Source organism: Brevibacillus invocatus, from assembly GCF_003710915.1.
Taxonomy (GTDB): Bacteria; Bacillota; Bacilli; order Brevibacillales; family Brevibacillaceae; genus Brevibacillus; species Brevibacillus invocatus.
Map to the genome: position 1 here is coordinate 1 of NZ_RHHR01000059.1, position 1,632 is coordinate 1,632.

Below are 1,632 nucleotides of genomic sequence, written 5' to 3' on the forward strand. Positions count from 1 at the left end.
AATCCCTTTGTTAAAAAGTATGGGGAAAGAATCCGTCCTTCGGTTCTGAAAGAAGTTCAAAAGTTTCTTAACTGCGGAAACCCTAAAAACGGATTTAAACTATTCGTTTGTGAAGGATGTCATCATACAAAAAGAGTTCCATTCCGTTGTAAGGGACGATTTTGTACCACTTGTTCATGCGGTGAAACCGAAGAGTGGAGTCGTATCATGAGCGAAGAGGTTCTACAAGTTAATCATCGTCATGTAATCTTTACGATTGATGAAGGATTAAGAGTGATTTTTCAAAAGCATCGTATGATGCTTAAAAAATTTATGAATGAAGCTGTTCGTCTTGTCCAGGAATGGTTTGAAAAGAAACTCAAGGTAACACCAGGAATCATAGCCGGATTGCATACATTTGGATCTCGGCTAAATTTCAATCCGCATGTTCATATGTTAGTGACGATGGGCGGAATGAAGAGTAATGGAGAATGGAAAACATACGATTATATTCCATTTGAAATGTTACGAAAACAATGGCAGACCGTAGTTCTTAAGCTAATACGTCAGTCGTTGAACCGACTAGAGTTAAAGCAAGTACAGCCGTTACTTCAAAAAGCCTATTCCGCCAATGGAGAAGGCTTCTATGTGCATGCTCCAAAACAGAAGGGCAATGTTCGAGTTCAAATTGGTTATATCGGAAGATATTTTCGTCGCCCAGCCATTGGTCTAAATCGAATTGAGCAATACGATGGGAAAACCGTGACTTTTCGATATCACGACAAAACAAGTGGGGAAGAAAAACGAGAGACTTTAAGTGTAGAAGAATTTATAGGTCGTCTTATTACCCATATTCCAGATGAGCAGTTTAAGATGATTCGTCATTTTGGAGTTTATGCAAGAAGAAGTAAGAAGATATGCAAGCAAAAGATTAGTATCTGGCAGCAAGAGATGCGTAGAAAGATCGTCCAAATCAAACGATTCCTCACTCGAAGAACATGGAAGCAGAGAATAAAGGAACAAACGGGAAAAGACCCACTCGTTTGCCCAGAATGTGAGTGTTACTATGAATACAAGGGAGAAGTCTGTCTTAAAGATGGACAACTTGTTATTAAGCATGCTCTTTGTCATCAAACACGAGCGTGTCTGGAAGGGATGATCGAAGATCTCACAGGTGTCAAAAAACAAGAAAGCAAAGAAAAACCAAAAAGCTCTGTTGGAAAGTTTCCGAAGGAAACAAGAAAAGAACGAAGTCGTCAAATATGTCTGTTTGGAGTGTCATGAAATAGAGGAAATCCCATTGAGTGTAGTTCGTGATTTTGATGCAATGGATGATGGTGATCCGTCTGTGCCGCCTCAATTTGGTTGTGAGCATTGCGGTAATCCCATGTACCCTGAGTACTACAAAGGATTGCATGGATACGAGTACAAACTTTCGGATATCCTCTAACGCAAAAAGGCCCAGAGCTTCGCTCTGGGTTTTCTTAATTGTGTAAGAAAGTTTAATTGCCTCACCGTGCAAAAGCGTCCATGCTTAAACTTTCTGGAACCCATGAAACCTTCCGCTAAAACGCGTACGCTCCTCCTTGAATAGGCTTCGGTAGAGGTATTTTTATTGTGTAAGAATTGCCTTCGATAGAGCTTGTCGGATTG

General features: G+C 40.3%; 1 protein-coding gene. It reads left to right on the top strand.

Going from position 1 to position 1,632, the window contains the following annotated elements:
* Nucleotides 1–1,263 (top strand): IS91 family transposase (locus tag EDM52_RS22975; protein WP_148038800.1); only part of this gene is annotated, 1,263 nt, incomplete at its 5' end.
* Between the last annotated feature and the right edge of the window lie 369 nt (nucleotides 1,264–1,632).